Consider the following 23,809-nt stretch of genomic DNA (forward strand, 5'->3'; position numbering starts at 1 on the left):
CATGCAATCTGCCGACCAAAGCGCGATGATGGATCAGGAGATGCCGCCTAAAATCTATGCGGCACTGGTAGATCTCGCTGTTTATGAATCCCGTGCCCATGATTCTGGGGGCTTTCGGTCCGGCAATTGCTGGCGCGGTCATCGCCGTCATGTCCGGCGATCCCGTCGTATGGCTCTCTGTGCCTCTGTTCGTCATGGTCGGGGCCGCGCGCGCGCTGCAGATGTACCGTTACCAAAAGCGGAGTTCTGCGCTGACGGCCACCGAAGCGGCTGTCTGGGAAAAACGATATCTGTGGGGTGCGCTCGCGCATGGCGTTGCGCTGGGCATCTGGAGCAGCACGGTCTTGCTGCGGGTCGACAGCCCGGCCGCACACATGCTGTGCGTGACGACGGTGGTCGCCTATATGTCGGCAGGTGTAGGCCGCACTTTTGGCCGGCCGCGCATTTTTCATCTGCAGGTTCTGCTCGGATGCGGGCCGCTGATTGTCTCGCTGATGTTTATCGGTGGGGCCTATCATTTTTCGCTGGCTTTGCTGAGCATCGTCTTCTTCGTCGCCATCAGACAATTGACCTCAAGCCTGAACGGCATCTACCTGAACGCGTGGCTGGCGAGGGAACGCGAGGCGGCGCTCGCCGGTCAATTCGATACCGCGTTGAACAACATGCCGCATGGCCTGTGCATGTTCGCGGCGGATGGCCAGCTGGCCGTTATCAACGATCGCCTCAATGAAATGATGAGTGCCGGTGCCGACTTCGTCAGGCCGGGAGCTTCGCTGCGCGAGGTCGTGGCCGCCTTCGTCGAGGTCGGTACGGTGTCTGCCGCCAGCGCCATGACGATCATCTCTGAAATCGAAAATTCGCGGGCCGCCGAGATCACCACGCTCGACCACGCGCGAAACTGCGAGCGTGCGCTGTCGTGGAAATTCCAGCCGATGGTCGGCGGCGGCACCGTGGTGCTGGTGGAAGACATCACCGAGCGGCGCACCTCGGAAGCCCGCATCAGCCACATGGCGCGCTTCGACGAACTCACCGGTCTGCCGAACCGTGTCAGTTTCCGCAATGAAATCGGGCGCATGCTCAAAGGCGCCGATTCCGCCTCGCTGTCGGCACTGCTGTTCATCGACCTCGACCAGTTCAAGCAGGTCAACGACACGCTTGGCCATCCCAGCGGCGACAAATTGCTGTGCATGGTCGCCGACCGGATTCGCGAAATGCTGCGGGCGGACGACTTCGTCGCGCGCTTCGGCGGCGACGAATTCGTGGTGTTCCAGCGCGGCATCAAGGCCAACCACGATGCCGCGGACCTGGCGCGCCGCATGGTCGAACGCCTGAGCGAACGCTACGAAGTCGATCATCATCAGGTCGAGATCGGCGCCAGCGTCGGCATCGCCTTGACCCAACCCGGCGTCGGTGCCGACGGTCTGCTCAAGAATGCCGATATGGCGCTGTATCGGGCCAAGGCGTCCGGCCGCGGCACCTTCTGCTTCTTCCGTGAGGAAATGGCCCAGACTGTCGAGGCGCGGCGGGTCCTTGAACTCGACCTGCGCAAGGCGCTGGCCAACGAAGAGTTCGAACTGTTCTACCAGCCGCTTGTGAACCTCAAGTCCGGCCGGATCTCCACCTGCGAGGCACTGCTGCGCTGGAATCATCCGGTTCGCGGCACGGTGTCCCCGACCGAGATCATTCCGGTGGCGGAGGACATGGGCCTGATCGTCGATCTCGGCCGCTGGATCCTGCGCAAGGCGTGCATCGAATGTACGAAGTGGCCAGAGGCGGTCAGCGTCGCGGTGAACTTCTCGTCGCAGCAGTTCCATCAGCGCGATTTCCTGAGCGAAGTGCGCTACGCCCTCGAAGTGTCCGGCCTGCCGGCGCAACGCCTCGAGATCGAAATCACCGAGTCGTCGCTGCTGCGCAACACGCAGTGGACGCACGACGCACTGTCCCAGCTCCATGCGGCCGGATGCCGGATCTCGCTCGACGATTTCGGAACCGGCTATTCGAGCCTCAGCTATCTGCACAATTTCCCACTGCAGAAGGTGAAGATCGATCGCTCGTTCCTTGAGGGGATCGACACCGACCGTCCGCTGACTCTGCTGCGCGGGGTCGCGCGCCTCAGCGCCGATCTCGGCATGTCGGTGGTCGTGGAAGGGGTCGAGACCAACGAACAGCTGGAACTGATCAGCGCCGACGGAACGGTCACGGAAGTTCAGGGATACCTGTTCAGCAGGCCCGTACCCGCTACCAGCGTCCGTAAGCTGCTGGACGCGTCGCACGGGCGCCATGCCGTCCACGACAAGCGTCTTGTCGCGTCATTGCTTCCCTGAACGGATGTCATTCCAAATTTCTGGCTGAACTGGCTTCTAAATGTTGCTCGGAGCTGTAACCTCACGGTTAGTTAACCTTAACATAGGTAGTTCTTTGCGCTCCGGTAAAGAAGACGTTTACCCTAGCTTTTGGAACCTCTGTTAGCAGGCAGCGTCAGGCCACTTCATGAACGCGCAAGAAACAGTCAAGCAAGCACGGCCTGTCGAGCGCGGTATCGAACTCCTCGACCGCGTCGACTACCGCCTGGCCGAAACTGAGGAAGAAAAAGACGAGATCTATCGCCTGCGCTATCGCGCCTATCTCAAAGAGGGCGCCATCGAGCCGAACCGCGAGTGCAAGATCAGCGACCGCTACGACGATCTGCCGAACTCCTGGATCTTTGGCGTTTACTTTGAAGGGGTACTGGCCAGCTCGCTGCGTATCAGCGTGGCATCGCCGGAACATCCCACCACGCCTTCGCGCAGCGTCTTTCCCGAAGTCATGGAGCCGGCCCTCGCGCAGGGCAAGATCATCGTCGATCCCAGCCGCTTCGTCGCCGAGCCGGCTCCGGCCAATCGATTTCCCGAACTTCCCTATATGACGCTGCGGCTGGCTTTTGTGGCCTGCGATTACTTCCATGCCGATATTGGCCTTGCATCGGTCCGCGCCGAACATCAGCCTTTCTACCGCCGGATCTTCATGCACAGCATCGCGCCGTTGCGCGACTATCCGGGGCTGACCAAGCAGATCGGGCTGCTGGCGATCGAGTTCCCGAGCATGCGGGACAAGGTCTTTGCCCGTTATCCCTTCCTGCGCTCCACCTATTTCGAACGCCGGAAGCTGTTCGAGCGGATGAGCGATCGGGCCCATCGGCACGGTGAAGTCCCGCTGCTGACCATGGAGCGACCCTCGCTCGTCCCCCGGACCTGACCGCAGAGGCGGCCGCCGCTACCTGCCGCAAGGGGTGTTTGCCCGGCGACTGCAAAAGTTCTGCCGGAACGGCTGGCTTTGGCGGCTTTCCTTCACCGTCGCGCCACATTTACTCCGCATTAACCAAGCCGTTGCTTTTCGGCGACCTGTGGCATTTGATCGGGTTTGGCAACACCTCATCAAGGTTGACGGAACGTTCGCTTAACCAACGCCCTGTAGACCGGTTGTCAGTTGGAAAAAACGTGAGCGTTGGAGGCTCCGGAATGAAAAATCAGATGCGAATCCTCCAGGGATTTAAACTGGCTGCAGTTCTGGCTGTGGCGCTATCGATGGGCGCTTGCGCCAACAAGAATCCGCTGGGGGCCGACGGTTCGATGGCTAACGCCGCGACGCCGGGAAGCCAGCAGGACTTCGTGGTCAATGTCGGCGATCGCGTGTTCTTCGAAAGCGACCAGACCGAACTGTCGCCGCAGGCGATTGCCACGCTGGAGAAGCAGGCGCAGTGGCTGCAGAGCTACAACCGCTACTCCTTCACCATCGAAGGCCATGCCGACGAACGCGGCACCCGCGAATACAACATCGCGCTCGGCGCCCGTCGCGCCCAGTCGGTCCGCACCTTCCTCGCCTCGCGCGGGATCGATGCCAGCCGGATGCGGACGATTTCCTACGGCAAGGAGCGTCCGGTCGCGGTCTGCAACGACATCTCGTGCTGGTCGCAGAACCGCCGTGCCGTCACCGTGCTGAACGCCGGCGCCTGAGCGAACGATTGATATCAACACACCGGCGTCTGCCTTCGGGCAGGCGCCGGTTTTGTTTTGGGTGAAAGAACTTGCCCCTGTCGAAAGTCACATTTTCGGCGTAGTGAAGCTCTCAATGTGGTGCGCTTTCGATTGGCGCAAAATTCGTCAGGCAAACATGTCATCCCCTCTTCATACTTTCGCGCGCGTGGTCCTGATGTCCGCGGCGCTGGCGATTCCGTCGCACGCTTTCGCCCAGATGCAGCAGTCCGACGATGTCGACCCCGAGGTCCAGGTCCAGCGGCTCGAGAGCCAGCTGCGTCAGCTCACCGGGCAGAACGAAGAACTGCAGTTCCGCAACCGCCAGCTTGAAGAGCAGATCCGCCAGCTGCAGGCCGGCGTGCCGCCGGCCGGCAATGCGCGGCCCAACGTGGCTGCGGTGCCCGCGCAACCGGCGCCGGCGCGGCAGCCGACGCAACAGCAGCCGACCTATGACCAGCCGCAGATCGCGGCACCCGCGCCGATCGTGCAGGATCCTGCGCCGCCGCAGCGGGGCGGGCGGCGTAACGACGCCTTCGATCCCAATGCCAATCCGGCCGCGCCCGGCGCGCCGCGTGCGCTCGGCGGCGGCCAGTTGCCGGTCACCGCCAATGCCCCCGCCACCATGCCCAACGGTCGCGGGGCTGGAGAGCCGCTTGAACTCGGCAACGCCAGCCCGGGCGGTGCCGCCGCCGGCGGTCTGACGACCTTGCCGCCCGGCGCCACGCCGAAGGACGAGTTCGACCTCGGCATCGGCTACATGCAGCGCCGCGACTATGCCCTGGCCGAAGAGACGATGCGCAACTTCGCCCAGAAATATCCGAGCGACCCGCTGCTGGCGGATTCGCAATATTGGCTCGGCGAGAGCTTCTTTCAGCGCCAGAAGTATCGCGACGCCGCGGAGTCCTTTCTGGGCGTAACCACCAAGTTTGGCAGTTCGGCGAAGGCTCCGGACGCCTTGCTGCGGCTCGGCCAGTCGCTGGCGGCGCTCAAGGAAAAGGAAGCTGCCTGCGCCGCGTTCGGCGAGGTCACGCGAAAATATCCGCGCGCCTCGCAGGGTGTAAAGCAGGCCGTGGACCGCGAGCAGAAGCGGGTTAAGTGCTAGAGCTTGACGCGCGCGACTAGACCTCCGATCTGTCGGGGGACGGCAACCGGCTTCCGCTCATGTCCGACGACGACGATTCTCCGATCTCGGCCCAGGATGCCAGGCAGCCGCTTGCCGACTGGAAGGCTGCGCCCGCGCTGGTGCTTGCGGTGTCGGGCGGGCCCGATTCGATTGCGCTGATGTGGTTGGCGGTGCGCTGGCGCCGCGCCCTCAAGAACGGGCCGGCGCTGATCGCCGTCACGGTCGACCACGGGCTGCGGCCGGAAGCCGCCCGCGAGGCCCGCGACGTCAAGCGGCTCGCCGTCAGTCTTGATCTGCCGCATCGGACCCTGCGCTGGACCGACGCCAAGCCCGAAACCGGCCTGCCGGCGGCGGCGCGCGAGGCCCGCTACCGGCTGTTGGCCAAGGCGGCACGGGCGAGCGGTGCGACCCATATCCTTACCGCGCATACCCGCGACGACCAGGCTGAGACGCTGCTGATGCGGATGGCGCGTGGCAGCGGTATTGCAGGCCTGGCCGCCATGGCGCGCGAATCGGAGCGCGGGGGCGTGGTGCTGGCGCGGCCCTTGCTCGACGTGGCCAAGGCGCGGTTAATCGCCACCCTGGCCAGGGCGAAGGTCGATTTCGCCGACGATCCCACCAACCGCGATACCCATTTCACCCGGCCGCGGCTGCGGGCGCTGATGCCCGGTTTGGCCGAAGAGGGGTTCGATTCGCGCAATCTGGCGCGGCTGGCGGCGCGGTTGGCGCGGGCCAATGCCGCGCTGGAGGTGTTGGTCGACGGGGCAGAGCGCTTTCTGGCGCTGAAAAGCGATCCCCGGCCCGGTGTTGACGCCAAGATCTTCGCCGCGCTCCCTGAGGAAATCCGGCTCCGGCTGCTGCTGCGCATGGTCAACCGGGCCGGCCATGAGGGCCCGGCCGAACTCGGCAAGGCCGAGGCGCTGGTGCTGGCGCTGGACCAGGCCTGTCGCGACGGTGCCAAAGGTATCCGGCTCAAGCAGACCCTGGCCGGTGCGCTGGTCAGCCTGACCGGCGACCTGCTGCGAATCGAGGCTGCGCCGCCGCGCCGCCGGCCGATTGGGACGTGAAGGCGGAGCAGCCGCAGCGCTATCCTTTAACCACCGGCGGAAAACCCCGGCGAGACGCCATCATTTGAACTGGAATAGCGCTAGGATGCGCTAAATAGTCCCGAATGGTTCCCTTGGCATCGCGTCGTCCCGCACCTAGATTGTAATGCAACCGACCCAGGGTGATCCCTTGAGCCGATCCAAGGGAAATAAGGCCGCGATCCGCGCGGCGACGAAGGAAGTTCAATGAACGCGAATCTGCGCAATTTCGCCCTCTGGGTCATCATCGTTCTATTGCTGCTGGCGCTGTTCACGCTCTTCCAGAATCCTGGTCAGCGCGCCGCCTCGCAGGACATCACCTTCTCGCAGCTGCTGACCGAGGTCGATCAGAACCATGTGCGCGACGTGGTGATCCAGGGGCCAGAGATTCACGGCACCTTCACCAACGGCTCCAGCTTCCAGACCTACGCGCCCTCCGATCCGACGCTGGTGAAGCGCCTGTATGACGGCAAAGTCTCGATCACCGCCAAGCCGCCCGGCGACAACGTGCCGTGGTTCGTTTCGCTGCTGGTGTCCTGGCTGCCGTTCATCGCGCTGATCGGCGTGTGGATCTTCCTGTCCCGCCAGATGCAGGGCGGTGCCGGCAAGGCGATGGGCTTTGGCAAGTCGCGCGCCAAGATGCTGACGGAGGCGCACGGCCGCGTGACGTTTGAAGACGTCGCCGGCGTCGACGAAGCCAAGCAGGACCTGCAGGAAATCGTCGAATTCCTCCGCGACCCCGGCAAGTACCAGCGCCTCGGCGGTCGCATTCCGCGCGGCGTGCTGTTGGTCGGCCCTCCCGGCACCGGCAAGACGCTGATTGCGCGCGCGGTGGCCGGCGAGGCCAACGTGCCGTTCTTCACGATTTCAGGTTCTGACTTCGTCGAAATGTTCGTCGGCGTCGGCGCCAGCCGCGTCCGTGACATGTTCGAGCAGGCCAAGAAGAACGCGCCTTGCATCATCTTCATCGACGAAATCGATGCGGTCGGTCGTCATCGCGGCGCCGGCCTCGGCGGCGGCAACGACGAGCGAGAGCAGACCCTCAACCAGTTGCTGGTGGAGATGGACGGCTTCGAAGCCAACGAAGGCGTAATCCTGATCGCCGCGACCAACCGTCCGGACGTGCTGGATCCCGCTTTGCTTCGCCCGGGCCGCTTCGACCGTCAGGTCGTGGTGCCGAACCCGGACGTCGTCGGCCGCGAACAGATCCTCAAGGTCCATGTCCGCAAGGTGCCGCTGGCGCCGGATATCAACCTCAAGACCATCGCACGCGGCACCCCGGGTTTCTCCGGCGCCGACCTGATGAACCTGGTCAACGAAGCCGCTCTCACCGCCGCGCGCCGCAACAAGCGCATGGTGACCCAGAGCGAGTTCGAAGAGGCCAAGGACAAGGTGATGATGGGCGCCGAGCGCAAGTCGCTGGTCATGACCGAGGAAGAGAAGATGCTGACGGCCTATCACGAGGGCGGTCACGCCATCGTCGGCCTCAACGTCATCGCCACCGACCCGATCCACAAGGCGACCATCATTCCGCGCGGCCGTGCGCTGGGCATGGTGATGCAGTTGCCGGAACGCGACAAGCTGTCGATGTCGCTGGAGCAGATGACCTCGCGCCTCGCCATTATGATGGGCGGCCGGGTTGCCGAAGAGCTGATCTTCGGTCGCAACAAGGTGACGTCCGGTGCGTCGTCCGACATCGAGCAGGCCACGCGCCTCGCCCGCATGATGGTGACGCGCTGGGGCCTGTCGGAAGAACTCGGCACTGTGTCGTACGGCGAGAACCAGGACGAAGTGTTCCTCGGCATGTCGGTGTCGCGCACCCAGAATGCTTCCGAGGCCACCGTGCAGAAGATCGACAGCGAGATCCGCCGTCTGGTCGAGGAGGGCTACAACGAGGCCACCAAGATCCTGACCGAGAAGCGTGCCGATCTCGAAGCCCTCGCCAAGGGCCTGCTCGAGTTCGAGACGCTGTCGGGCGACGAGATTACGGATCTGCTGAATGGCAAGAAGCCGAACCGCGAGTCGGTGCTCGAGCCGACCGGCCCGCGCACCTCGGCAGTGCCGCCCGCCGGCAAGCCGCGCCCGCGTCCGGATACCGGTCTCGAGCCGCAGCCGCAGGCCTGAGCCTGCTGCATCGAGGATTGCAAAACGCGGCCGCGAGGCCGCGTTTTTTGTGGTTGGATCTCGTGCCCCGGATGCGATGCGATGCCAGGCGAAGCGACAGCATCGCCGCCAGTATCGCTTCGCTGATCCGGGGCCATTCCAATCGACGGTGTTCGTGACGGTCCCGGATCTGCGCAGCAGCATGCGATGCTGCGCATCCGCGCGAAGCTTTGCTTCGCTAGGCTGCAGCGCGTCCGGGACACGCATCTTGGCGCTTTCGCGCTGATCATATTCGAATGTCAAACAGCCAAGTGCTCTCGTTCTCGCGGCGCCCACCCAAGGCGTCCGAGGTGTGAGCAGATCTCCCCTCCAGACATGAGGGGAGCGGCGCGCCTGCGGGCGCGCCACCGCGGGGTTTATGGCTGAGGGACCGTTCTTCCGGGGCAGCTTCCGGCGGGCTTTCCCCGCCTTGTCACTGTCCACGTCCAGCCGGCAAAGAGCGGCAGAGCCCCGTAGTGGGCCCGGACGGTGACCTCAAGCCTCCCGGGGCGTGCTTGCGAGGCACACGCGCGGGACACCGCATCCGGCTCCACTCTCAAGACGCCTCATGACAGCGCCCCTCGTTGAGCAGGATGGGGAGACTATAGGTGACAATAGGACTATAGTCAATAGTGAGGTTGAGGAAATCTTGTCACGCTGGGCCGCGCAGCGGACTCTGCACACCCGGCTGCTTGCGCGATATCAATACCACCGCGCCGATGACCACCTAGGGTCACGACGACCAACTTCGGAGCGCGCCATGGATCGCAGGACTCTTCTCATCGGCGGCGGCGTGGCGGGCGGCGTGGTCGCGGCTGGCGTCGGCGGTCTGATACTTGAGACACGGCAGGATATCGGCGAATGGCGTGCTGCCGCCGCGGCCTTGCGCCGGCCGCTCGACGGCAGGCTGCGCGGTCGCAACGCGCTGACCGAGTTGGTGCGCGCCGCGACGCTCGCCGCCAACAGCCACAACACCCAGGCCTGGCGCTTCGCGATCGGCGAGGCGACGATCGCCGTGCTGCCGGACTTTGCGCGGCGCACGCCGGTGGTCGATCCCGACGACCATCATCTCTATGCCAGCCTCGGCGCGGCGGTGGAGAACATCGTGCAGGCGGCGCCGGTGTTCGGACTCGTGGCGACGCCGCGATTCGATTCACAGGGCGACGAGCGCGTGGTCATCGACCTCAGCGACGGCGACACCGTCACCACGCCGATGGCCGCGGCGATCATGACGCGGCAATGCAGCCGCGCCTTGTATGACGGCCGTGCGGTTGCCGCGGATGCGCTGCGGGCGCTGGCCGCGGCCGGCAACGGCGAGGGCGTGAAGCTGCTGCTGTTGACCGAGCGGCCGGCCATCGATGCCGTGGCGGGCCTGATCATCGATGGCAATAGCCGGCAGTTGAACGACCCGGTATTCATGGCCGAGCTGAAACACTGGCTACGCTTTAGCTATGCCGAGGCGCTGCGCACGGCAGACGGGCTGTTCGTGGCGGCGTCCGGCAATCCGGCACTGCCGACGCCGGTCGGCCGAATGCTGTTCGACGTGGTGATGTCCGCCGACTCCGAGAACAAAAAATGTCGCGACCAGATCGCCAGTTCGGCGGGCCTCGCCATCTTCGTCTCGGCGCGGGACGACGGGGCGCATTGGCTGGCGAGCGGGCGCGCCTATCAGCGCTTCGCCCTGCAGGCCACCGCGCTCGGCATCAGCCACGCGTTCCTCAACCAGGCGGTCGAGGTCGCGTCGGTGCGGCAGCGGCTTGCGGGGCTGCTGGCGTCCGGCGCGCGGCCCGACCTGATCGTCCGCTTCGGCTATGGGCCGCCGATGCCGCCGTCGTTGCGCCGGCCGGTCACGGAGATGCTGGCCTGACTGGTATCAATTCTGGCGCGGGTCTTGCTTTTCAAAAGTATCAGGTCGATCCTCCGGCAGCGCAGGAGATTCCGATGTCAGCCCATTCGAACCCGTCGCCCGTCATTGTCATCCCAGGCGCCGATCCCCGGCTCTACAATCACGATCTGGCGCCGGTGGCGCCCGCCGGGCGGACCTGGGGCGTGTTCAGCATCTTCGCCATGTGGATGTCCGATGTGCATTCGGTCGGCGGCTACACCTTTGCGGCCAGCCTGTTCTTCCTCGGCCTTACCGGCTGGGAAGTGCTAGTCGCCATGGTGGTTGGTATCACCGCGGTTTATTTCCTGATGAACCTGATCGGGCGGCCGTCGCTCAAATACGGCACGCCGTTTCCGGTGGTGGCACGGATGTCGTTCGGCGTCATGGGCGCCAACATCGCTGCCGGCCTGCGCGGCATTGTCGGCATCGTCTGGTACGGCGTGCAGACCTATTTCGCTTCCAAGGCGGTGCAGGCTCTGGTGCTGGCGTTCTATCCCGCTGCCGAGATCTGGACCCATGGCAGTTTTGTCGGCCTGTCGCCGCTGGGCTGGGGCAGCTTCCTGTTCATGTGGCTGTTCCAGCTGCTGATCTTTCTCAACGGCATGGAGACGATCAGGAAGTTCATCGATTTCTGCGGACCCGTCGTCTACATCGTGATGTTCGCGCTGGCGATCTGGATTCTGGCACAGACCGGCACGTCCAGCCTGTCGCTGCAGCTCAGCCCGCGCGTCGAGGGGTCGGCCATCGGCCACATGGCCAATGCCGCGATGCTGATCGTGGCGTATTTCGCGGCGCTGCTGCTGAACTTCGGCGACTTCTCGCGCTTCGCCCGCGACGAAAGGTCGATGAAGGTCGGCAACTTCCTCGGGCTGCCGGTGAACTTCATCGTGTTCGCGATCATCACGGTGATCGTCACCGCCGGCACGGTCAACGTGTTCGGCGAGGCGATCATGGATCCCGTGGCCATCGTCGAGCGGATCGGTAATCCCTGGGTGGTGGCGCTCGGCTCGGTCACCTTCATCGTGGCGACCATGGGCATCAACATCGTCGCCAATTTCGTGTCGCCGGCCTACGACATTTCCAACCTCTATCCGGAGAAGATCGACTTCAAGCTCGGCGGCCTGATCACCTCGATCCTGTCGGTGCTGGTGTGCCCATGGATCTTCGTCTCCAGCCCGCAGGCCATCACCATCTTCGTCAGCATTTTCGGCGCGGCGCTGGGGCCGATGTTCGGCATCATGATCGCCGACTATTATCTGGTGAAGAAGCAGCAGGTGGTGCTGGCCGACCTCTATACGATGTCGCCGAACGGCTCGCTGTATTTCGCGAGCGGCTGGAACGTCCGGGCACTGCAGGCGCTGGCCGGCTCCGCGGTGGTGTCGATCGGCCTGGCGCTGCTCGGCGCCTACAAGGTGGTGCCGAATATCGGCGACTGGGGCTGGCTGATCGGCGCGACGCTGGCGGCGGCGCTGTATATGGCGCTGATGCGGGGCCGGGCAGTGGTGCCAGCGCCCGGGCTGGCCCGGCCTTAAGTTTTCCGCAACGCCGCGATGGCATTCTGCCGGCGCGCATGAGGCGCGCTGGGGAGTGCGCATGGCCGCGCCGCTGACGATGTCGACGCCGAGGGACCGCCCCGCGATCCCCGCGGTGCTGCTCAATGTCTGCTTCGTGCTGGCGGTGCTCAACGTCGTGTTCTTCCCGGCCTTCTACGGCCGCGGCTGGATCTTCGACGACCAGGGCCTCGGTATGCCCACCGATTTCGTCAATGTCTGGTCGGCCGGCAGGCTGGCATTGGACGGCCATCCGGCGCTGGCCTGGGACTGGGGCGTTCAGAAGCAGTTGCAGGTGGCGGTGCTCGGCCAGAGCTATGAGGGCAACTTCGCCTGGCACTATCCGCCGCCGTTCCTGTTCGTCGCCGAACTGCTGGCGCTGCTGCCCTATGGCCTCGCTTTTGTCAGTTGGCCGCTTGTCAGTCTCATTCCCTATCTCGCGGCGATGCGCGCCATTGTCGGGCGGCCGTTCGGTCTCTTGCTGGCGCTGGCGTTCCCGGTGGTGATGACCAACACGCTGGTCGGGCAGAACGGTTTCCTCACGGCATCGCTGATCGGCGGCATGCTGGTGCTGCTGCCGACACGGCCGATTCTCGCCGGCATCTGCCTCGGGCTGCTCAGCTACAAACCGCAATACGGCCTGCTGTTCCCGCTGGTGCTGATCGCCACCGCGCAATGGCGCACCTTCGTCAGCGCCGGCGTCACCGTGGTCGCGCTGGTTCTGGTGTCATGGCTCGCCTTCGGCAGCGACAGCCGGCAGGCCTTCTTCAAGTGGATGCCAATGTTCTCGCAGGCCTTCCTCACCGAGGGCCGGGCGCCTTGGGGCAAGATGCAGAGCATCTTTGCGCTGGTGCGCTATTTCGGCGGCAGCGAGCCGCTCGGCTGGACATTCCAGTGGGTCATGACCGCGACGGTGGCGGCAACGCTGGTAGTGCTGTGGCGCAGCCGCGTGCGCTATGAACTCAAGGCCGCGGCGCTGGCCACCGGCACCCTGCTGGTGACGCCCTATCTGTTTCTCTACGACGTCATGGTGCTGGCCATCGCCGTGGCGTTCCTGATGCGCGTCGGCCTTGCCGAAGGTTTTGCCCGCCATGAGCTGCCGGTGCTGGGCCTCGCAGCGGTGCTGCTGATGATCTATCCGCTGCTCGGCGCGCCCACCGGCTTCGGCGCCACGCTGCTGGTGGCCGGCCTGATTGCGGCGCGCTGCGGGGCGTGGCGGAAGCGCGCCGCGCAACCGGCAGGGCAGCCCTCGGCACTGATCATGACGTCGGCGCATCCGCAATGAACACGGTGCGTCGGGTGCTGTCGTCATCGCCCCATGCGCGTTCGAGATCCGACAGCGGCACAGGGGTGGACCGGATCTGAAAGCCGGCCTGCACGGTGGCGCGAAGCAGCGCGTCGATGGCGTGAAGCATGCGATCGAGGGGGACGCTACCGATGCCGCTGCCCATCAGCGTGATGGCCGAGGAACGCAATACTGCAGCCGGCAGGGTGATGTCCGTGCCGCTGGCGGCGCCGACCTGGACGAAACGGATGGGCACGGCATCCCGTCCGGCCCTGGCGCCTGCGATCAGGAGGCGCTCGGCGCTGCGACCCCACAGATAGTCGATCACCACATCGACGCCTGCGGCGAACTGCTCCTTGATGACGTTTTCCGTATTCGCTTCGTCGTCCCCGAGCGGAATGATCACATCGGCTCCAAGCGCCGGCAGCGCTTCCAGGGCTTCGGAATTGCGGCCGGTGGCGATGACCTGCCGGGCGCCGAGATGTTTTGCGATCTGCACGGCGAGGCGACCCGCAGTGCCGGTCGCGCCGTTGACCAGCACGGTTTCGCCGGCCTGCAATGCTGCGCGCTCCGTATAGGCGACCACGACGACATGCCGGGATTGGCGATCGCCGCGGCGGTCACGTCGTCAAGATCGTCGGGCAGGGCGATGCATTGCGCCGACGACACCACGGTTCGCTCGGCCATGCTGCCGTTGGGGGCTTTCGGCAGAACGAAATAAACCCGGCGCCCATCGTCAGTCCGTCCGACGCCGTCGACGCCGACCACGAACGGAAATTCCCCGGAGGAGCTGTAGTGCCGGCCGGAGGCCCAGCTCTTGACCAACTGACTGATGGCGGCGGCGCTCACCGCGATGCGGCTCTCGCCTGCAGCCGGCTGCGGCTCGCTGAAGTCACCATAGACCGGCCGTTCGCCATGCCTGGAGACGATCACTGCTTTCATGTGGTTTCCCTTCCAGTCTCAGTAAATGCGTGTATTATGCACATATTAGGAGGAGTGCGATGGCGTCAAGAAAAAATGTGCAAAATACACATATAAGTGAGCGGCTTCGGCAGATTCACAGCGCGGTGCTGGATATCGTCAGCGTGATGAACCGGCCGCAACGCGACGAGGCGCTGATCCGGGAGGCGGGCATCCCGCTCGATCGTGCGCTGTTTCCGCTGCTGGTCCTGATCGAAAGGTTCGGACCGATTGGCGTGGTCGACCTGTCTGACCGGGTCGGGCGCGACTACACTACGGTCAGCCGCCAGGTGGCGAAGCTTGAAAGCCTCGATCTGGTGGAACGCCGCGAAAGCGTTGCGGACCGCCGGGTGCGCGAGGCGGTGGCGACCGCGAAGGGCAAGGCGATGACCGGCCTTGTCGACGCCGCACGCGAGCGGATCGGTCGCGGCATCTTCGCGACTTGGGAGACGCAGGAGCTGGACGAGCTGGTGCGCCTGATGCGAAAGTTTGCCGATGCGGTCTCGCAAGAGCCGTCCGCGGGATCCTAGGCCCCGCGTCTATGCCAGCCGGCAGTCGATGGCGAAGCGGACCAGTTCCGCGGAATTGCGCACGCCGAGCTTCTGACGCATCAGCGACGACGTATTGGCGATGGTCTTGTAGGACGCGTGCACCAGCCAGGCGATCTCGGTCAGGCTCTTGCCGGCGGCAAGCAGGCGCAGGATCTCGATCTCGCGTGCCGACAGCTTGCCGAGCGGCCCGCCGGCGAGGCCGGGTCCGGCGAAGGCGATGCTGCTGGCGGTGGCGCGGGTCAGGAACACGCCGCCTTGGCCGACCACGCGAATGGCCTCGATGAGATCGTCCGGCTCGCCGGATTTGGACACATAGCCCTTGGCGCCGGCTTCGATGGCGCGCGCGGCGAACACGGGATCGTCGTTCATGCTGAACATGATGATGCGCGCACCCGCGGCGCGCGCCAGAATGCGGCGCGCCAACTCGAATCCGGACACGCCCGGCAGGTTGATGTCGAGCACACAGATGTCCGGTTGCTCGGCGACGAAGGCGGCCTCGCCGCTCTCGGCGTCGTTGGCCTCAACCACCTCGATGTCGGGATCGCCAGCGAATAGCGCACGGCAGCCGGAGGCGACGATCGGGTGGTCATCGACAATCAGCACGCGCATCAACTGCTCCGGGTCGTATCTCGCCGGCAACTTATTGTAACATCAATTAAGGGTTGCCGGTTTTGCATGTCAACGTTCCCTGATTGTGCAGTGCGGCAACGAGGGAGCGGAACGATGTGGCAAAGGCTGTCATTGCGGGCGCGGCTGAACATGCTGCTGGCGCTGGTGTTGGTGCTCGGGCTGGCGGTCAACGTGGCGCGGCTGGTGCTCGACGCAGCGCCGCGGGTGCAGGCCGAGGACCAGAGCGTGGTGCGGCTGGCGCGCGAATTCATCCAGACGCTGGTGGCGGGCCTCAACGATACGCCGGATCCCGAAGCGAAGCTGGCGGACATCCTCGCCGACCTCAGCCGGCTGCGCCATGTCAGCATCACCCGCGAAGGCGGCGCGCTGATCGCCGCAGCATCAAGGGACCTGCCACCGCCGGCGGGCTCCGCCACGCAGGCCGCCGCGCCGCCGGCGTGGTTTGTGCAACTGGTGCATCCCGAGCAGAGCATGGTGCGTGTGCCGGTGACGGCCAACGGGCGTTCGCTGGGCACGCTGGTGGTGGCGTCGCATCCCACCGACGAGATCGCCGAGATCTGGGACGGCATCGTGACGCAGATCGAGGTCGGCTCGGCCATCGCCGCCATCCTGCTGCTGATCACCATGACGGTCGTCGGCCGCGCGCTTCAGCCGATCCAGGGGCTTGGAGCGGCGATGGCCGGCATCGAAGCGGGTCGCTACGACACGCGGGTGCTGCCGTTGGGCCCGCCGGAACTCGCCGATATCGGCGACCGGCTCAATCATCTGGCGGCGGCGCTCGGTGGGGCCGTGGAGGACAAACGGCGACTGGCAGCGCGGATCGTCTCGCTGCAGGACGTCGAGCGCAAGGAAATCGCCAGGGAACTGCACGACGAGTTCGGCCCCACTCTGTTTGCATTGCGTGCGCATGGCAGCGCGCTGACGCGGGTGGCCGATGCGCCGCAGCCGGACATCGCCGCGCTGCGCCGCCATGGCGGCGCCATGCTGGAACAGGTCAATGCGCTGCAGCAGTCCAACCGCCGGGTGCTGGCCCGGCTGCGGCCGGCGGGGCTGAGCGAATTGGGCCTAAGCGAGGCGCTGGCAGCGCTGGCACGGCTGTGGCGCGAGGCCCATCCCGGTGTCGCCGTCGAAATCGCACTGTCGCCGGCGCTCGATATCACCGACGAAGCGGTCGAGCTGACCGTCTATCGCGTGGTGCAGGAGGCACTGACCAATGTGTTCCGTCATGCCGGCGCGACCCGCGTTGTCGTTTCGATTGCACCGCTGCACGAGGCCGGCGGCACAGCGGCGCTGGTGCGGGTGGAAGACAACGGCGCCGGCTTGCCATCGGATCACCGGCTCGGCCTCGGCCTCACCGGGATGCGCGAGCGCGTGCTGGCGCTGGGCGGCAGCATGACGGTGAATTCGACGGAGCAGGGCGTGACGGTGGAGGCGATGGTGCCGACGGCATCTCTTCACCCTGCGGTGGCCGGGTGAAGACAGCGAAGCGATGGGTGGGGGCGCGAGCTGGGCAGTCGATCGCGCCCCCTCACCCACGGCTCTCCCTTGCCGGGGAGAGCGGGCACGCTGCCGTGGGAGCAGCAGCGTGCCGAGAGAATTCAGCGGGGCAGTTTTCCCATCGTCACAGCTTCACCCTGATGCCGCCGAACACCGCCAGCGGTGCACCCGGCACTTCGGTGCGCTGGTCGGTGAAGGTGATCGGCAGCCCCGCCTTGGCGGTGCCGGACGATTCGAAATAGGTGCCGAACAGCGCGTACTTGCTGTCGAACAGGTTGTTGACCACCGCGAACAGCGTCACGTTCTTCGTCACCTCGTAGGAGGTGTGGAGATTGACCACCGCATAGGATGGCAGCATCTGGTTCTGGTTGGCGTCGTCGCCGACGTAGTAGCGGCGACCCACGGCGACGATGTCGGCGCCGACCTTCCACTGCGGCGTCACCAGATATTCCGCGCCGACCTTGAACTGGTGCTGGGGAATGCCGGGGATGCGGTTGCCGGAGGTGACGAAGATATTGCCGTTTGCGTCCGCGGAGGGATTGTTGGGCGAGGCCAGCGTGCCGTTGAAGCGATAGGTGGCGTCGATGAAGCTGTAGCCGGCATAGACCAGCCACTGGCTCGACCTGTATTCGGCCGAGAGCTCGACGCCCTGGCGGCGGGTGCGCGGGACGTTCTGGTAGTAGCCGCGGCCCTGGATGGTGCTCGCCAGCGTGATGATGTCGTCGTCGCTGTCGGTACGGAACAGGCCGGCCTTCCACTCGAAGATGCCGCCCGCCAGTGCGCTGTTGCCGCGCAGTCCGAGCTCATAGGTGTGGCCGACCACCTGCTTGAGCGGCGGATCGGAGACCAGGAAGTTCTCCAGCAGGCATGGCTTGTCGGGATTGGAGCAACCGAGCTCGAGCGGCGTCGGCGCGCGGTTGGATTCCGAGTACCCGCCATAGGCGGTCATCCACGGCGCAATCTTGTAGGTGAGGCCGACCACGGGATTGAGGCGCGAGAACCGCGCATCGGTGTTGAGGTCGGGACTGGTGCCGAGCATGTCGCGCAACGAAATGTCGGCGATGTTGTAGCGGGCGCCTGCGGTGGCCGCGAGCGCATCGGTGATGTCGAAGGTGTCGGTGGCGTAGATGCCGTAATAGGTATTGCGGGTGTTGATGCTCACCGGCGTGTAGCCGACATTGCCGAGCGTGTGGATCACCGAGCCGTTGCCGGGGATCGTCGGATTGAGCCCGACCGTGAGGTCCGGATAGATGTAGCCAAGCGTCGAGGTGGCGTCGAACGCCGTCTTGCCGCGATCGATGCTGCCGCCGACCACAAAATGATTTCCGTGGCCGAACAGCTTGTCATCGTTGGTGGCCTGCAGCGAGCCGCCAAAAGTATCGGAGCTGGTCTTGGTCCGATCGATGCTGCCATAGGGCACTGGCGCGCAGGTATTGCCTGAGCCGGGCGGACAGGGAATCGGCTGGTTGTTCTGGTCGAGGATCACAAACTGGTTGCGGAAGGCGAGGGCGGCGGCGCCGGTGAACGGTACAGGCCGCGGGAAGCCGTCGTCTTGCAGGCACAAACGACCGGCATAGGATGACGAATTGCTGCAGCGCTCGACATTGCCGTCGTTGCCGTCGACATGGTCCTGGCGGAAGAAGCGGCCGTAGAGGTTGCCCTGCACGGTCCACGAGTCGGTGACCGCGACTTTGCCGTTCATGCCGATCATGGCCATCTTGTTGTCGGTGGTCTGCGGCGTGGTGTAGATCGAGCTCCAGTTGCGGGCGAGCATTTCCACCGGGGTCGCTGCGGCAACACCGAATGAACTGGTGGAGACGCCGCCGAACAGATGGAACTCGGCGCGATCGTCACGCCAGCCGACGTCGCCATAGAAGCGGCCGAGCTTCGCTGGTGACTTCTGCCGCCAGCCGTCGTCGGTCAGGCCCTGCGCGGCAAAGTAGCTGCTCCAGTTGCCGTTCTGCGCGCCATACTGCACGCCGCCCTGGCCGCGACCGTAGGAGCCACCCTGGCCCTCGGCCTCGAAGCCCTGATAGGTGAAGCCGTTCTTCATCTGCAGGCTGACGGCGCCGCCCAGCGCATTGAGGCCGAACACCGGGTTGTTGGTGAAGACGTCGGCGCGCGAGATCGCATTGGTGGGGATCAGGTCCCAGTTCACCGTGTCGCCGAAGGATCTCGTTGATGCGCATGCCGTTCATGTAAACGGCGAGGCCCTGCGGCGTGCCCTGCAGCGGCGAGGCCGAGAAGCCGCGATAGCTGACGGCCTGCTGGGCGCTGTTGCCGTTGGGATCCGACAGAGTGACGCCGGGAATGCGCTGGAACAGGGTGTCGGTGATGTTCTGCGAATAGCTGCGCTGGAAATCCTCTGATGTGACCGACGACGTCAGCGACGGGATCTTGTCCTTGTCGATGCCGGTTCCCTGAAGCGGGGTATTGGAGATCACGTCGATGGTCGGCAGCGTCTGCTGCGCCTGTGACGATGCGGGCCATAGCAGGCCGATTGACGCAATGGTGGCCCCCGCCAGCCGTGTGAGAGTCGGATTCGCCCCGTTATGCGTGCGACACGCAGAAAAATAACGTCCCATCCCCGCCCTGCCTTTTTGCTTGGTCAGTTGGACAAAGACTGCGAGAGAGCCGCCGTTTTCGCAAACAAAAATACCGCTGCCGATGCGGGAAACTTTTCCGGCGCGATCGGGAAAATGTCCCGACCGGCTCTCGCATATTGTGGTGCGATGTCGGATGACGTCACCAAACTGTCGTCCCGCGGAGATCGGAAAGCTGCGGCGGCTGTCAGCAAGTGTTTGATGTGGATCAAGAACGGCCAGAGCCGATGATCTATGATGGCAATCAGGCGCCGACCCTGATGCCGGCAAATCCCCCCATCATCGAATGAGCCCCTCATGTCCGCCAATGGCAGCGACACGGGACACGTGCGCCGTCGGCGCATGGAAGTCTTCGCATTTCTATTTCTCACCGTGGTGCTGATGCCGGCGCTCGCGGTGGCGACAGTTGGCGGCTACGGGCTCTCGGTCTGGATTTTTCAGATGATCGTCGGGCCGCCCGGCCCGCCGGCCGCCCACTAGCAGTCGTTAACAGCAAGGAATATGTCCGTGCAAAAGCAGCAAACTGTTATCGATCGCCGCTCCCTGATGAGGGGGCGCCTTCTTAACCCGGACCGCGTCATCGCCCCGCCCGGCGGCGAGATTGCCAGCATTCTGGTGCAGGCGCGACCGGAGCATCTTGCAACCGTCGAGGCCGCCATCCTCGCTCTGGCCGGCTGCGAAATTCACGGCCGCGATCCCAAGGGCAAGCTGGTGGTGGTGATCGATGTCCCCGACGCGGGCGCGATCGGGTCGACCCTCAACACCATCGCGCTGCTGCCGGACGTCTACTCGGCCTCGCTCGTGTTTCACGCCATCGATGCCGCCTAGGCGTTGGAGAGAATTGTCATGACCGCACCGAAACTCGACCGTCGCCAGGTTCTCAAGCTCGAGGCCGCCGCCATGGCGGCGATGGCCGGCGGCATGGCAGCGCCGGCGCTGGCCGCCAACCTCACCACCGAGCGGTCGCAAAGCGAATTGAAATGGGACAAGGCGCCGTGCCGCTTCTGCGGCACCGGCTGCAGCGTCATGGTGGCCACCAAGGAAAACCGCGTGGTCGCCACCCATGGCGACATCAAGTCCGAGGTCAACCGCGGCCTCAACTGCGTCAAGGGCTACTTCCTGTCCAAGATCATGTACGGCCATGACCGGCTGACCCAGCCGATGCTGCGCAAGACTAATGGCAAGTACGACAAGAACGGCGAGTTCACGCCGGTGTCGTGGGACGAAGCCTTCGACGTGATGGCGGAGAAGTTCAAGGCGGCGCTGAAGAAGCGCGGCCCCAGCGGTGTTGGCATGTTCGGCTCCGGCCAGTGGACGATCTGGGAAGGCTACGCCGCGTTGAAGCTGATGAAGGCCGGCTTCCGCTCCAACAATCTCGATCCCAATGCGCGCCACTGCATGGCCTCCGCCGCGGTCGGCTTCATGCGCACCTTCGGCATCGACGAGCCGATGGGCTGCTACGACGATATCGAGGCCGCCGACGCCTTCGTGCTGTGGGGCTCCAACATGGCGGAGATGCATCCGATCCTGTGGACCCGGGTGGCCGACCGCCGTCTCAGCGCGCCGCATGTCAAGGTCGCTGTGCTGTCGACATTCGAGCATCGCTCGTTCGATCTCGCCGACATCGGCATGGTGTTCAAGCCGCACACCGATCTCTATCTGCTCAACGCCATCGCCAACCACATCGTCAAGACCGGCCGCGTCAACAAGGATTTCGTCGACAAACACACGCTGTTCAAGCGCGGCCAGACCGATATCGGCTACGGCCTGCGGCCCGAACATCCGCTCGAGAAGAAGGCCACCGGCCGCACCAAGGCCAATGACTCCACCGACATGAGCTATGACGATTACGTCAAGTTCGTTTCGGACTTCACGCTGGAGAAGGCCGCCGAAATGTCCGGCGTGCCGCTGAACCGGCTGCAGGCGATGGCCGAGCTCTACGCCGACCCCAAGGTCAAGGTGGTCAGCTTCTGGACCATGGGCTTCAACCAGCACACCCGCGGCGTCTGGTGCAACAACCTGATCTACAACATCCACCTCTTGACCGGAAAGATCTCCGAGCCCGGCAACAGCCCGTTCTCGCTGACCGGCCAGCCCTCGGCGTGCGGTACCGCGCGCGAGGTCGGCACCTTCTCGCACCGTCTGCCCGCCGACATGGTGGTGACCAACAAGGCGCATCGCGACAAGACCGAGCAGATCTGGAAGCTGCCGGAAGGCACCATCCCCGACAAACCCGGCTATCACGCCGTGCTGCAGAACCGCATGCTCAAGGACGGGCTGCTCAACGCCTACTGGGTGCAGGTCAACAACAACCTGCAGGCCGGCGCCAACTCCAACGAAGAGACGTATCAGGGTTATCGCAATCCGGAGAACTTCATCGTCGTGTCCGACGCCTATCCGTCGGTCACGGCCATGGCCGCCGACCTGATCCTGCCCACCGCCATGTGGGTGGAGAAAGAGGGCGCCTACGGCAATGCCGAGCGGCGCACCCACTTCTGGCACCAGCCGGTGTCGGCACCGGGCGAGTCGAAATCCGATCTGTGGCAGCCGATGGAGTTTTCCAAGCGCTTCAAGATCGAGGAAGTCTGGCCGGAGGAGTTGATCGCCAAGAAGCCGGAAGTTCGCGGCAAGACCATGTACGACGTGCTGTACAAGAACGGCCAGGTCGATGCATTCCCGGTTACCGACATCGAGGCCGGCTACCTCAACGACGAATCCAAGGCGTTCGGCTTCTACGTCCACAAGGGCCTGTTCGAGGAATATGCCAGCTTCGGTCGCGGTCATGGCCACGACCTGGCGCCGTTCGACACCTATCATCAGGTGCGGGGGCTGCGCTGGCCGGTGGTCAACGGCCAGGAAACGCGGTGGCGGTTCCGCGAGGGGCTCGACCCCTACGTCAAGCAAGGCAAGGACATCGAGTTCTACGGTTTCCCCGATGGCCGCGCGCGGATCTTCGCGCTGCCCTATGAGCCGCCGGCGGAATCCCCCGATGCCGACTATCCGTTCTGGCTGTCGACCGGCCGCGTGCTCGAGCACTGGCATTCCGGCACCATGACGCGGCGCGTGCCCGAACTCTACAAGGCGTTCCCGGAGGCTGTCTGCTTCATGCATCCAGACGACGCGCTGGAAGCCAAGCTACGGCGCGGCGACGAGATCAAGCTGTCGTCGCGGCGCGGCTTCATCCGCACCCGGGTCGAGACCCGCGGTCGCAACAAGCCGCCGCGCGGAGTGGTGTTCGTGCCGTGGTTCGACGAAGCGCAGCCGATCAACAAGGTGACGCTGGACGCCACCGATCCGATCTCGCTGCAGACCGACTACAAGAAATGCGCGGTGCGCATCGAGCGGGTGCAAAGCACATGATCGGAAAACCTGTATTCCTGGCGCTGGCGATCATCCTCGCCGCCGCCTCGACGTCGCTGGTCGCGCAGACCGTCAGTTCCGGGCTGCGCGGGTCCACGCCGCTCAACGAGGAGGGGGCAGCGCCGCCGCTGCTGCCGCTGCGCAACTCGGCGGACAAGGAAGTGCGCAACTATCCCGAACAGCCGCCGGTGATCCCGCACACCACCGAGGGTTACCAGATCGACCTCAACGGCAACAAGTGCCTGTCGTGCCACGCCCGCGCGCGAATCGGCGAGTCGCAGGCGCCGATGGTCAGCATCACCCACTTCATGGATCGCGATGGCCAGTTCCTGGCCTCGGTGTCGCCGCGCCGCTTCTTCTGCACCGAATGCCACGTGCCACAGAGCACGGCAAAGCCGCCGATCGTCAATGATTTCGTCGATATCGATTCGCTGCTGCTGCAGAAGAGCGCCGCGCCCGGGGGCAAGCGATGACCGATATCACCCCGCCGCGCCGCGCATGGCCGGCACGGACCTGGGGGTTCGTGATCGATCTGTGGAACGTGCTGCGACGGCCGAGTTCGGTGTTCGGGCTCGGCGTGCTGGTGCTCGCCGGCTTCGTTGCCGGCGTGATCTTCTGGGGCGGCTTCAACACCGCGCTGGAAATCACCAACACCGAAAAATTCTGCACCGGCTGCCACGAGATGCGCGACAACGTGTTCTCCGAATTGAAGTCGACCATCCACTTCTCCAACCGCTCCGGCGTGCGCGCCAGGCTGCCCGGACTGCCACGTGCCGCACAACTGGACCGACAAGATCGCGCGCAAGATGCAGGCTTCCAAGGAAGTCTGGGGCCATCTGTTCGGCTCGATCGATACGCCCGACAAGTTCCGCGAACACCGGCTGGAACTGGCGCTGCACGAGTGGGCCCGCTTCAAGGCCAACGATTCCCTGGAATGCCGCAACTGCCACAGCGCGGCCTCGATGGACATCACCAAGCAGTCGCCGCGCGCCTCGGTGGCGCACCAGCGCTTCCTGTTCACCGGCGAGAAGACCTGCATCGACTGCCACAAGGGCATCGCGCATCATCTGCCCGACATGAAGGGCGTTCCGGGCTGGCAGTGAGGGGGAACGAGAAGCGCGGGTA

18 protein-coding genes and 3 pseudogenes are annotated in these 23,809 nt (G+C 64.8%); 16 read left to right on the forward strand and 5 right to left on the reverse strand.

Annotated features, from left to right (window positions below):
• The first annotated feature begins 1 nt into the window (after window position 1).
• The 9 genes and pseudogenes from ACUXVA_RS13135 to ACUXVA_RS13175 all read left to right on the forward strand — a co-directional run bounded on the left by ACUXVA_RS13135 (window position 2) and on the right by ACUXVA_RS13175 (window position 13,083).
• Window positions 2-2,324, forward strand: a pseudogene (locus tag ACUXVA_RS13135) (putative bifunctional diguanylate cyclase/phosphodiesterase).
• Window positions 2,325-2,490: 166 nt separating this feature from the next.
• Window positions 2,491-3,234 (forward strand): N-acyl amino acid synthase FeeM domain-containing protein, encoded by a 744-nt coding sequence (locus ACUXVA_RS13140; protein WP_265079898.1) that lies wholly within the window; start codon window positions 2,491-2,493, stop codon window positions 3,232-3,234.
• A 263-nt stretch (window positions 3,235-3,497) separates the two neighbouring features.
• Window positions 3,498-3,992 carry a peptidoglycan-associated lipoprotein Pal gene (gene pal, locus ACUXVA_RS13145; RefSeq protein ID WP_265079897.1) on the forward strand — a complete coding sequence of 165 codons (495 nt, stop codon included), beginning with the start codon at window positions 3,498-3,500 and terminating at the stop codon, window positions 3,990-3,992.
• A 157-nt stretch (window positions 3,993-4,149) separates the two neighbouring features.
• Window positions 4,150-5,115, forward strand: a complete 966-nt coding sequence (gene ybgF / locus ACUXVA_RS13150) for a tol-pal system protein YbgF (RefSeq protein WP_445492549.1) — start codon at window positions 4,150-4,152, stop codon at window positions 5,113-5,115.
• Window positions 5,116-5,174: 59 nt separating this feature from the next.
• Window positions 5,175-6,203: a tRNA lysidine(34) synthetase TilS gene (tilS, locus tag ACUXVA_RS13155; protein WP_445492551.1), complete on the forward strand. Its 1,029-nt coding sequence runs from the start codon at window positions 5,175-5,177 to the stop codon at window positions 6,201-6,203.
• Between the two features lie 225 nt (window positions 6,204-6,428).
• Window positions 6,429-8,345 (forward strand): ATP-dependent zinc metalloprotease FtsH, encoded by a 1,917-nt coding sequence (gene ftsH / locus ACUXVA_RS13160; protein ID WP_265079894.1) that lies wholly within the window; start codon window positions 6,429-6,431, stop codon window positions 8,343-8,345.
• Window positions 8,346-9,123: 778 nt separating this feature from the next.
• On the forward strand, window positions 9,124-10,230 hold the full coding sequence (locus tag ACUXVA_RS13165; protein ID WP_265079893.1) for an Acg family FMN-binding oxidoreductase: 1,107 nt from the start codon (window positions 9,124-9,126) through the stop codon (window positions 10,228-10,230).
• A 74-nt stretch (window positions 10,231-10,304) separates the two neighbouring features.
• Entirely contained in the window at window positions 10,305-11,780 is a 1,476-nt protein-coding gene (locus ACUXVA_RS13170; RefSeq protein ID WP_265079892.1) for an NCS1 family nucleobase:cation symporter-1, read from the forward strand.
• Window positions 11,781-11,841: 61 nt separating this feature from the next.
• The gene (locus ACUXVA_RS13175; RefSeq protein WP_445492554.1) at window positions 11,842-13,083 is read left to right on the forward strand and encodes a glycosyltransferase family 87 protein; all 1,242 of its coding nucleotides are present in this window, start codon (window positions 11,842-11,844) and stop codon (window positions 13,081-13,083) included.
• Here ACUXVA_RS13175 and ACUXVA_RS13180 read toward each other — a convergent pair.
• Window positions 13,058-13,582, reverse strand: a complete 525-nt coding sequence (locus tag ACUXVA_RS13180; RefSeq protein ID WP_320109759.1) for a zinc-binding dehydrogenase — start codon at window positions 13,580-13,582, stop codon at window positions 13,058-13,060. The genes ACUXVA_RS13175 and ACUXVA_RS13180 overlap by 26 nt on opposite strands.
• Complete coding sequence (locus ACUXVA_RS13185) at window positions 13,486-14,025, reverse strand: hypothetical protein (protein WP_445492556.1); 540 nt, start codon at window positions 14,023-14,025, stop codon at window positions 13,486-13,488. Before ACUXVA_RS13185 ends, ACUXVA_RS13180 begins: the two co-directional genes overlap by 97 nt.
• 59 nt (window positions 14,026-14,084) lie before the next feature.
• Here ACUXVA_RS13185 and ACUXVA_RS13190 point away from each other — a divergent pair, with 59 nt between their 5' ends.
• On the forward strand, window positions 14,085-14,573 hold the full coding sequence (locus tag ACUXVA_RS13190; RefSeq protein WP_445492558.1) for a MarR family winged helix-turn-helix transcriptional regulator: 489 nt from the start codon (window positions 14,085-14,087) through the stop codon (window positions 14,571-14,573).
• 9 nt (window positions 14,574-14,582) lie between these two features.
• Here the strand turns inward: ACUXVA_RS13190 and ACUXVA_RS13195 are convergent, their stop codons facing one another.
• Window positions 14,583-15,203, reverse strand: a complete 621-nt coding sequence (locus tag ACUXVA_RS13195) for a response regulator (protein ID WP_445492560.1) — start codon at window positions 15,201-15,203, stop codon at window positions 14,583-14,585.
• A gap of 114 nt (window positions 15,204-15,317) precedes the next feature.
• Between ACUXVA_RS13195 and ACUXVA_RS13200 the strand changes: the two genes are divergently transcribed.
• The gene (locus ACUXVA_RS13200; protein ID WP_265079888.1) at window positions 15,318-16,700 is read left to right on the forward strand and encodes a histidine kinase; all 1,383 of its coding nucleotides are present in this window, start codon (window positions 15,318-15,320) and stop codon (window positions 16,698-16,700) included.
• A 145-nt stretch (window positions 16,701-16,845) separates the two neighbouring features.
• On the opposite strand, the gene ACUXVA_RS13205 is transcribed toward ACUXVA_RS13200, so the two are convergent.
• Window positions 16,846-18,879: a TonB-dependent receptor gene (locus ACUXVA_RS13205; protein WP_445492563.1), complete on the reverse strand. Its 2,034-nt coding sequence runs from the start codon at window positions 18,877-18,879 to the stop codon at window positions 16,846-16,848.
• A 73-nt stretch (window positions 18,880-18,952) separates the two neighbouring features.
• Window positions 18,953-19,306: pseudogene (locus ACUXVA_RS13210) on the reverse strand (TonB-dependent receptor plug domain-containing protein); the annotation flags it as partial.
• A 315-nt stretch (window positions 19,307-19,621) separates the two neighbouring features.
• Here ACUXVA_RS13210 and napE point away from each other — a divergent pair.
• The 5 genes and pseudogenes from napE to ACUXVA_RS13235 all read left to right on the forward strand — a co-directional run bounded on the left by napE (window position 19,622) and on the right by ACUXVA_RS13235 (window position 23,787).
• Entirely contained in the window at window positions 19,622-19,804 is a 183-nt protein-coding gene (gene napE, locus ACUXVA_RS13215) for a periplasmic nitrate reductase, NapE protein (protein ID WP_265083810.1), read from the forward strand.
• Window positions 19,805-19,870: 66 nt separating this feature from the next.
• On the forward strand, window positions 19,871-20,152 hold the full coding sequence (locus ACUXVA_RS13220) for a chaperone NapD (protein ID WP_265083809.1): 282 nt from the start codon (window positions 19,871-19,873) through the stop codon (window positions 20,150-20,152).
• Window positions 20,153-20,170: 18 nt separating this feature from the next.
• A complete protein-coding gene (gene napA / locus ACUXVA_RS13225) occupies window positions 20,171-22,684 on the forward strand; it encodes a nitrate reductase catalytic subunit NapA (RefSeq protein WP_445492565.1) in 2,514 nt (837 codons plus the stop codon).
• The gene (locus ACUXVA_RS13230) at window positions 22,648-23,157 is read left to right on the forward strand and encodes a nitrate reductase cytochrome c-type subunit (protein WP_445492567.1); all 510 of its coding nucleotides are present in this window, start codon (window positions 22,648-22,650) and stop codon (window positions 23,155-23,157) included. Before napA ends, ACUXVA_RS13230 begins: the two co-directional genes overlap by 37 nt.
• A pseudogene (locus tag ACUXVA_RS13235) lies at window positions 23,154-23,787 on the forward strand (NapC/NirT family cytochrome c). The gene ACUXVA_RS13230 and the pseudogene ACUXVA_RS13235 overlap by 4 nt, the downstream one beginning before the upstream one ends.
• The last annotated feature ends 22 nt before the right edge of the window (window positions 23,788-23,809 follow it).

Source organism: Rhodopseudomonas sp. RCAM05734, assembly GCF_052658035.1.

Bases quoted from the DNA above. Each gene is read 5' to 3' on its own strand.
- ACUXVA_RS13175 (WP_445492554.1), top strand. From the start codon at position 11,842: ATGGCCGCGCCGCTGACGATGTCGACGCCGAGGGACCGCCCCGCGATC.
- ACUXVA_RS13195 (WP_445492560.1), bottom strand. From the start codon at position 15,203: ATGCGCGTGCTGATTGTCGATGACCACCCGATCGTCGCCTCCGGCTGC.
- pal (WP_265079897.1), top strand. From the start codon at position 3,498: ATGAAAAATCAGATGCGAATCCTCCAGGGATTTAAACTGGCTGCAGTT.
- ACUXVA_RS13165 (WP_265079893.1), top strand. From the start codon at position 9,124: ATGGATCGCAGGACTCTTCTCATCGGCGGCGGCGTGGCGGGCGGCGTG.
- ACUXVA_RS13220 (WP_265083809.1), top strand. From the start codon at position 19,871: ATGAGGGGGCGCCTTCTTAACCCGGACCGCGTCATCGCCCCGCCCGGC.
- ACUXVA_RS13200 (WP_265079888.1), top strand. From the start codon at position 15,318: ATGTGGCAAAGGCTGTCATTGCGGGCGCGGCTGAACATGCTGCTGGCG.
- napA (WP_445492565.1), top strand. From the start codon at position 20,171: ATGACCGCACCGAAACTCGACCGTCGCCAGGTTCTCAAGCTCGAGGCC.
- ACUXVA_RS13185 (WP_445492556.1), bottom strand. From the start codon at position 14,025: ATGAAAGCAGTGATCGTCTCCAGGCATGGCGAACGGCCGGTCTATGGT.
- ftsH (WP_265079894.1), top strand. From the start codon at position 6,429: ATGAACGCGAATCTGCGCAATTTCGCCCTCTGGGTCATCATCGTTCTA.
- ACUXVA_RS13170 (WP_265079892.1), top strand. From the start codon at position 10,305: ATGTCAGCCCATTCGAACCCGTCGCCCGTCATTGTCATCCCAGGCGCC.
- ACUXVA_RS13140 (WP_265079898.1), top strand. From the start codon at position 2,491: ATGAACGCGCAAGAAACAGTCAAGCAAGCACGGCCTGTCGAGCGCGGT.
- napE (WP_265083810.1), top strand. From the start codon at position 19,622: ATGTCCGCCAATGGCAGCGACACGGGACACGTGCGCCGTCGGCGCATG.
- ACUXVA_RS13190 (WP_445492558.1), top strand. From the start codon at position 14,085: ATGGCGTCAAGAAAAAATGTGCAAAATACACATATAAGTGAGCGGCTT.
- ybgF (WP_445492549.1), top strand. From the start codon at position 4,150: ATGTCATCCCCTCTTCATACTTTCGCGCGCGTGGTCCTGATGTCCGCG.
- ACUXVA_RS13230 (WP_445492567.1), top strand. From the start codon at position 22,648: ATGCGCGGTGCGCATCGAGCGGGTGCAAAGCACATGATCGGAAAACCT.
- tilS (WP_445492551.1), top strand. From the start codon at position 5,175: ATGTCCGACGACGACGATTCTCCGATCTCGGCCCAGGATGCCAGGCAG.